This window comes from Streptomyces sp. NPDC051104 (assembly GCF_040682835.1).
In the GTDB taxonomy this organism is placed as follows: Bacteria; Actinomycetota; Actinomycetes; order Streptomycetales; family Streptomycetaceae; genus Streptomyces; species Streptomyces cynarae.
The window spans coordinates 306,162-313,621 of sequence record NZ_JBFBBS010000005.1 but is presented as its reverse complement, the minus strand read 5'-3'; the positions used below and the strand labels follow the sequence as shown (position 1 = coordinate 313,621).

The 7,460-nt window shown below is 71.6% G+C and carries 5 protein-coding genes and 1 pseudogene; 2 read left to right on the top strand and 4 right to left on the bottom strand.

Annotated elements, in window-relative coordinates; translation table 11 throughout:
* A pseudogene (locus AB0N14_RS11230) lies at nucleotides 1–286 on the bottom strand (hypothetical protein); the annotation flags it as partial.
* 250 nt (nucleotides 287–536) lie between these two features.
* Between AB0N14_RS11230 and AB0N14_RS11225 the strand changes: the two are divergent.
* Nucleotides 537–1,298 carry a DUF4142 domain-containing protein gene (locus tag AB0N14_RS11225; RefSeq protein WP_366025390.1) on the top strand — a complete coding sequence of 254 codons (762 nt, stop codon included), beginning with the start codon at nucleotides 537–539 and terminating at the stop codon, nucleotides 1,296–1,298.
* A 132-nt stretch (nucleotides 1,299–1,430) separates the two neighbouring features.
* Here AB0N14_RS11225 and AB0N14_RS11220 read toward each other — a convergent pair whose 3' ends face one another.
* Both AB0N14_RS11220 and AB0N14_RS11215 read right to left on the bottom strand, forming a co-directional pair.
* Entirely contained in the window at nucleotides 1,431–2,396 is a 966-nt protein-coding gene (locus AB0N14_RS11220) for a hypothetical protein (protein ID WP_366025389.1), read from the bottom strand.
* A gap of 284 nt (nucleotides 2,397–2,680) precedes the next feature.
* Nucleotides 2,681–3,802 (bottom strand): HoxN/HupN/NixA family nickel/cobalt transporter, encoded by a 1,122-nt coding sequence (locus AB0N14_RS11215; protein ID WP_366025388.1) that lies wholly within the window; start codon nucleotides 3,800–3,802, stop codon nucleotides 2,681–2,683.
* Nucleotides 3,803–4,006: 204 nt separating this feature from the next.
* Here AB0N14_RS11215 and AB0N14_RS11210 point away from each other — a divergent pair, with 204 nt between their 5' ends.
* Complete coding sequence (locus AB0N14_RS11210) at nucleotides 4,007–5,851, top strand: alkyl sulfatase dimerization domain-containing protein (protein WP_366025387.1); 1,845 nt, start codon at nucleotides 4,007–4,009, stop codon at nucleotides 5,849–5,851.
* A 13-nt stretch (nucleotides 5,852–5,864) separates the two neighbouring features.
* On the opposite strand, the gene AB0N14_RS11205 is transcribed toward AB0N14_RS11210, so the two are convergent.
* Nucleotides 5,865–7,208, bottom strand: coding sequence for a helix-turn-helix domain-containing protein (locus AB0N14_RS11205; protein ID WP_366025386.1), 1,344 nt, complete (start codon nucleotides 7,206–7,208; stop codon nucleotides 5,865–5,867).
* Nucleotides 7,209–7,460: the final 252 nt, after the last annotated feature.

The following is a 7,460-nucleotide window of genomic DNA, read 5'->3' as shown; positions in this document are numbered from 1 at the left end:
CGGTGGCATGCCGCCACCGTGCCGGAACCACCTGCAACCCGCTGCCTGGGATACGCCGACTGCAGCTGCCGCCTCCTCGGCGAGCAGCCCCTTCGGTGCGCCACGCCTGCATCGCGGGCGCGTCCATCCACCGGCCGAGCAGGAGCAGCGCCGGCCCGGCGAGGACGGCCGCCGCCAGCAGCAGCGGCCAGAACGCGGGCCAGCCGCGGGCGGGGGCGCGCTCGGGCGCCGCGGGGACCGCGACGGCCGACTCCGCGTCCTCGGCCAGTTCTTCTGTCTTCTGCATGCCGGCTCCGACTGTCGGATGTTCGGATCGAACATAACGGGCACCCGACCTCCCCTTCCGGCACCGCCACGCCCTCAGTCTGCTGAGGCGGACTTGCGCAGCCCGCCGTGTGGCCGACGGCGACATGCCGAACGTGCCGATCGGGCGTGTGACGGCCCCCACGGCACGGGCCGTGGATTTTGCCTGTGGAAAAGGTTTCCGGCTCCGGTCGCACCCGTACCCCTGGGCGTTGGAACAACCAGGAGGTGCCATGCGCATTTCGCGGACCGCGGCGGGAACCCTCTTCGTGACGGGCGCCCTCACCCTGACACTCACGGCGCTCGTCTATCCGTCGATGCTGGGAGTGCAGACGGTCTCCAGCGCCCCCTCACGCGTGATCGCGAACACCTCGTCGGGACCGCTGACCGAGGCGGACCGCGACTTCGTCGTCAAGGTACGGGCCGCCGGCCTGTGGGAGTTCCCGTCCGGTGAACTGGCCATGAGGAAGGGCACGACCCCGGCCGTACGCACCGCCGGGGCGCATCTGGTCAACGGACACGTCAACCTCGACGCCGTCGACCGGAAGGTGGCCGCGGAGCTGGGCATCACGCTGCCGAACCAGCCGAGCCCCCAGCAGCAGGGATTCGTGACGACGCTGACCAACGACACGGGCAAGCAGTTCGACAGCGACCTCGCGAACATCCTGCGGCTGACGCACGGACAGATCTTCCCCGCCATCGCCAACATCCGCGCCACCACGAAGAACACGCTGGTCCGCCAGCTGGCCGACGTGGCCAACGACACCGTCCTCGACCACATCACGGTCATGGAGCAGACGGGCCTGGTGAACTTCGACTCGCTGGTGTTCCAGGAGACGACACCGCCGAAGCTCCCGAAGTCCAGCCTGACCCCGCCGGCCCCGCAGCCCGGCGAGCCGACGGTGGTCCTCTCCCCGCCGCCGGGCTTCACCCCTCCGCCGTCGACGACTCCTGGCGCGGCGGCGGCCCCCGGGTCGGCACCGACCACGGGCTGACGGTCCGAGACAGGCCCTAAAGGGTCCTTGCACCATGCCCGCCCAGGACCCCGAACAAAATGGGCCCGGCGCTCTCCGGGGGACAAGAGCGCCGGGCCCGTCGGGGGATGGTTCGGCGGACGCCCGGAGGCGTCAGGCGCGGCCGCGGGACGTACGGCGCCGGGCGGCCACCGCGATGCCCGCACCGGCCGCGACGAGGGCCGCCGCGCCCGCGGTGATCGGCAGCGCGTTGCTGCCGCCACCGGTCTCGGCCAGGCCACCGGGCGGGGTGGACGTGCCGCCGTTCGGGGTGGGCGCCGGGGGCGTGCTCGACTCGCCCGTGGCGGGCGGGGTCGAGACGGAGGCGGACGGAGAGGCAGGCGTCGCCGGGGTCACCGGGGTGGCCGGGGTGGCCGGGGTGGCCGGGGTGGCCGGGGCCGACGCGGGCGGGGTGGTGGCCGGGGCCGACGCGGGCGGGGTGGTGGCCGGGGTGCTCGGCGGCTGGGCCGTGCAGTCCTTCGTACCGCCGTTCCAGGACGCGATCAGCTTGTCCTTGATGACCGGGCGGTCCGGGCCCTTGGGGACGTCTCCGTGCTCGAAGCCGTCCTGTGCGCCGAGGTTCCCGTCGAACTTCACCTTGCCCCGGTAGAGGTCGATCTGCGCGAAGCAGCCGGCGTCCGGCACCGAGATGTCGAGGGAGTCGGTCTCGCCCTGCTTCACCGTCACCGAGTCGAAGTCGTGGAAGACCTGCAGCCCGGACGTGTTGAAGGTGGCGCCGTGCGTGCGGTACGAGGCGAGGGAGGCGGTGCAGGTCGCCGCGTCGCCCGCGGCACGCACCTTGATGTGGACCTTGCCGTCCTCGGTGGGCTTCAGGTTCTGGTCGTCGACCCGGACGGAGTCGGTGAACGTGTTTCCGTCCAGGGAGAACTGGCAGTGGTCGGCCTCGGTGACGGTGCCCGGCCCGTTCCCGGACGCGTACGCGCGGCTCCCCTGGTCCCAGCCGCCACCACCGGGCGTACCCGAGGCCCAGGCGGCGCCCCCGGTGACGGCGGTGAGGGTGAGCGCCGCGGCGCCCGCCCCCAGCAGACGGCGCACGGTGACACGTCTCGTGTCGGACATTCGGTCCCCCATCTTGACGGGCCGGACCCGGCCGACGGCAGCGGGCAGCACGAAGCCGCCGGGACCGTGGCCGGGAAGAAGTGGTCGAGAGAAACAAGTGGCTCTTTGGTCACATGAGCCACAGCGCGAGCACATATTCGATCACGGTGACGACGCTGTCAACCTCGTTGAAACCACGACGAGTTCAGAACGTGATCACGTTTCGGCCACATCGGGAATGGCACGATCCGTCGGGCGGCGGAAGCCTGCGAGCGGCACCAGCCCCGCGGCGCTCGTCCGGGTGCCTACTCCACCGCCTGTTCCACCGGCTGCGGCTCCGGCCGGGCCAGGCCCGCCGTCCACTTCTCCTCGATGCGGCCGACCTTCCACACCACCAGCGCGAGCACCCACGTGGCGAAGAAGAGGCCGACGATCACGAAGCCCAGGGTGTTGAGGTCGACGCCGGCGATCCAGTCCCAGAAGGCCCCGTGCAGGCCGAGCTTCCCGGCGAGCAGGCCGAGCAGTTCCGTCGTGCCGATGATCAGCGCCACGGCCACGGACAGACCCGTGATGGCGAGGTTGTAGTAGACCTTGCGGACCGGCTTGGAGAACGCCCACCCGTACGCGAAGTTCATGAACGACCCGTCGATCGCGTCGAGCAGCGACATGCCGGCCGCGAACAGGACCGGCAGGCACAGAATCGCGTACCAGGGCAGCCCGGAGGCCGCGCCCGAGCCGGCCAGGACGAGGAGGGCGATCTCCGTCGCGGTGTCGAAGCCGAGGCCGAAGAGCAGGCCCAGCGGGTACATCTGCCACGGCTTGGTGATCGACTTCATCACGCGGCCGAGGAGTCGGTTCATGAAGCCGCGGTTGTTCAGCTGCTCCTCCAGCGCCGCCTCGTCGAAGTCGCCCGACCGCATCTGCCGGAACACCTTCCAGATTCCGGCCAGGATGACGAGGTTGATCGCGGCGATGACGCAGAGGAACGTGCCGGAGACCGTCGTGCCGATGAGGCCGGTCACGTCGTGCAGCTCGGAGTTGTCGTCGCGGACCGGTCCGGCCAGCGTCCTGACGCCGAGCGAGAGCAGCAGCGCCAGTCCGAAGACGACGCTGGAGTGGCCGAGCGAGAACCAGAACCCGACCGACAGCGGCCGCTGCCCCTCGCTCATCAGCTTGCGGGTGGTGTTGTCGATCGCGGCGATGTGGTCCGCGTCGAACGCGTGCCGCATGCCGAGGGTGTACGCGGTCACGCCGATGCCGATGCCGAACGACTTCTCGCCGATCGTGTAGTGCTCGGGCGCGACGATCCCGACGAGCGTGAACCACCCGATGACGTGCAGAGCCAGGACGAACGCGGCCATGCCGCCGAGCCGGCCCCACTCCTGCCGCGTGATGGACAGGCGCATCCGGGAGGAGGACGGAGGCATGGAGCGGGGCCTTTCTTCTCTGCGTACTGCGCCACCCACTTTCATGCAGGTGAGTTCTACTTGCAAGAAAGTCGCAGTAAAGCCTCCGCAGCCGCGCGGCACCAATCCCATCCGCTCCACGGCCTCCTTCGCCTCCCTCAGGTCGGCACCCCGAACGGTCCCCCACCGCTGGCCCGCCGTCCGCCCCGGCCCCAAGCTGGCCGCATGGACGCCCCGCCCCGTGACGGCCTGCCGCCCTTCGAGGACCGCACCGACCTCGAGAACGCAGACCGCGGTTTCGTCGCCGCTCTGGAGCCGGGCGTGGTGACCGACCGGGACGGGCGGGTGGTGTGGGACGCGGACGCGTACCGGTTCCTGGACGGGGAGTGCCCGGGCACCGCGCATCCGAGCCTGTGGCGGCAGTCGCAGCTGTGCGCGCGGCAGGGGCTGTACGAGGTCTGCGAGGGCGTCTACCAGGTGCGCGGCCTTGACCTGGCCAACATGACGCTCGTCGAGGGCCGTGCCGGCGTCGTCGTCGTCGACCCGCTCATCTCCGCCGAGTGCGCGGCGGCCGCCCTCGCCCTGTACCGGCGGCACCGCGGTGAGCGGCCCGTGACCGCGCTGATCTACACCCACTCCCACGTCGACCACTTCGGAGGCGCCCGCGGGGTGCTGCCGCGCGAGGCGGAGGCGGGCGTGCCGGTGCTCGCGCCGGCCGGGTTCCTTCAGCACGCGGTCAGCGAGAACGTGTACGCTGGGCCCGCGATGTCCCGCCGCGCCGGCTTCATGTACGGCGAACGGCTGGCGAAGGCGCCCGACGGGCAGATCGGCACGGGTCTCGGCCTCACCATGTCCACCGGCACGGTCACCCTCGTCCCGCCGACCGTCGACATCACCCGCACCGGGCAGGCGGAGACCGTGGACGGCGTGCGCATCCTGTTCCAGCTGACGCCGGGCACCGAGGCGCCGGCCGAGATGAACTTCCTCTTCACCGAGCAGCGCGCCCTGTGCCTGGCGGAGAACGTCACGCACACCCTGCACAACATCCTGACCCTGCGCGGCGCCGTCGTCCGGGACGCCCGGCTCTGGTCCCGCTATCTCGACGAGGCCATCGACTTCTTCGGTGACGGCTACGACGTGGGGTTCGCCTCCCACCACTGGCCGACCTGGGGGCACGAGAGCGTCGTCCGCCTGCTGGCGGAGCAGCGCGACCTGTACGCGTATCTGCACGACCAGACGCTGCGGCTGCTCAACAGCGGTCTGACCGGCCCGGAGATCGCGGAGGAGCTGCGGCTGCCGCCCGTGCTGGAGGGCGCGTGGCACGCGCGCGGCTACTACGGGTCCCTCAGCCACAACGTCAAGGCCGTCCACCAGCGCTACCTGGGCTGGTACGACGGCAACCCGGCCCACCTGTGGGAGCACCCCCCGGTCGCCCTCGCGCGGCGGTACGTGGAGGTGGCGGGCGGTCCCGAGGCGACGCTCGCGGCGGCCCGACGGTACGTGGAGGCCGGTGACCTGCGCTTCGCCGCGACGCTGCTCAACCACCTGGTCTTCGCCGACCCGGGCGACGAGGAGGCGAAGCAGACGCTGGCAGGCGTGTACGAACGCCTCGGGTACGGCGCCGAGAACGGACCCTGGCGGAACATCTACCTGACCGGCGCCCTGGAACTGCGCGAGGGGGCGAGTGCCCCCGCCGTCACCTCGGACACGCCCGAGCTGACCTCGGAACTGACCGTGAGCATGCTCCTCGACGCCCTCGCGGTGCGCATCGACGGGCCGCGCGCGGCCCAGGAGCCACACCTGATCATCGACCTGGTCGTGATCGACGAGGAACGCCGCCACCGGATCAACCTGGAGCACGGCGCGCTCACCCACCGCAGCATGCCGCTGCACCGCACCCCGAGGCCGCACGCGGGCTTGACGCTCACCCTGACCCGTCCCGAACTGCTCGGCCTGCTCGCGGGCCACGGCCTCGCCGGCATCGAGACGGAAGGGGACCGGAGCCTGCTCAAGCGCCTGTTCTCCTACGTCGCCCGGCCGGACCGGGGGTTCCCGATCGTCACCCCGTAGGGAGCCAGGCCCGTCACAGCGGCGGCTGGGCGGGGGCCGGGCCCAGGGTCGTCGTGCCGGGCGCGGTGCGGTGGCCGAGGCCGGTGCGGTAGGCGTCCAGGGCGGCCTCCACCCGGCCCGTGCGGCGCAGCAGGTCGCCGAGCAGCCGGCACAGGTCCGCGAGGTCGCCCGCGGCGCCCGCCCGCTCCAGCAGGCTCAGGGCGCGCACGTAGTGCTCCTCGGCGGCCTCCGTGTCACGCGCGTCCTCCGCGATGATGCCGAGGAGGCGGTGCGCGGCGGCGGAGTGCACCGCGCCGCGCTCGGGGCCGATGTCACCGAGGACGTCGCGCAGCAGCCGAGCGGCCTCTGCGGACCTGCCGCGCCGGTGCAGCACGTCCGCCAGCTCCACCGCGACCTGGCTGCTGTAGAGGGCGGCCCGCTTCTCCGACAGCATGGCGAGGGCTTCCCGCAACTCCCGCTCCGCACGCTTGAGTTCACCGTTCTGCGCGTACAGGTAGCCGCGCATCCAGTGGCAGTTGGCCAGCTCGGTGCGGATCTGCAGCTGCCGGTACAGCTCGGCGGCCTTGGCGAGGCTGGAGTCCGCCTCGGCCAGCCGCCCCTCGGCGAGCAGGGTGCGCGCGACGGAGCGGTGCATACGGGCCACCAGGGCCGGGTCCTGGACCTGGGGCGCGAGCGCGAGGGCGAACTCGGCCGCCTGAGCCGCCCTCGCGTGCGCTCCCATGTCCATGTACGGGCCGATGGCGCTGGCGTAGAGCAGCAGCAGGGCGTCCGGATCGTGCAGTCCCGAGCGGTTCAGCTCGTCGAGGGTGGTCTCCAGCAGGTAGCAGGCGTAGCGGAGTTCACCGGCGAGGTAGTGCGAGACGGCACGGCCGCGCAGTGCCGGGACGCGGCTCGGCAGCGATGCGTCGTGCAGGCACTTCTCGGCCCGCTCGAAGTACTGCCGCCCCGCCACCAGGTCGCCCAGCTCCAGCGCGCACTCGCCGAGCCCCAGCAGCGCGGCGGCCCGCTCGGCGGTGAGCCCGTGCTCCTCGGCCTCGGCCAGCAGAGCGGCGTACTGCTCGGCGGCCACCTCGGCCTCACCGGTGGCGAGAGTGCGCTGGGCGTCGGTGAGCCTGAGCCGCAACCCGGTGGCGAGGTGGGCCGGACGGCCGGTGGCCAGCTCGTCGAACGCCACCCCGAGCCGCTCGGCGAGATGCCTGAGCGCCTCGTCGGAGGGGCGGACCCGGCCGGCCTCCAGGGTGGAGATGTACGCGGCGGTGTAGGCGGGCTCGGCCAACTGCCGCTGAGTCAGCCCGCGTTCCCCCCGCAGCCGCTGCACCCTGCGTCCGATGGTCTCAGGGTCGTCCCGCTTCACCATGCAATTCATCATGCCATTAAGCCCATTTATCAATGAGCATTCCTTGATTATTCGTCAATATGTTTCAGCACATGCCAACCGGCCTGAGCCTCTTCCCCGGCACCCGTCCCAGCCCCTAGCTTGGAAGACGCATTAAGCGCGCTTAATCCGCGGCTGTCATTGCGAGGTCGGTTGCCGTGCCCCCACGCCCTTCCGTGCACCACGGACGCATATCCGCGCGTCACGTCAGAGGGTTCGGCGCGGCCGTCGTCG

Coding starts and splice junctions, on each gene's coding strand:
- AB0N14_RS11210 (WP_366025387.1), top strand. CDS start 4,007: ATGGACGCCCCGCCCCGTGACGGCCTGCCGCCCTTCGAGGACCGCACC.
- AB0N14_RS11225 (WP_366025390.1), top strand. CDS start 537: ATGCGCATTTCGCGGACCGCGGCGGGAACCCTCTTCGTGACGGGCGCC.
- AB0N14_RS11215 (WP_366025388.1), bottom strand. CDS start 3,802: ATGCCTCCGTCCTCCTCCCGGATGCGCCTGTCCATCACGCGGCAGGAG.
- AB0N14_RS11205 (WP_366025386.1), bottom strand. CDS start 7,208: ATGGTGAAGCGGGACGACCCTGAGACCATCGGACGCAGGGTGCAGCGG.
- AB0N14_RS11220 (WP_366025389.1), bottom strand. CDS start 2,396: ATGTCCGACACGAGACGTGTCACCGTGCGCCGTCTGCTGGGGGCGGGC.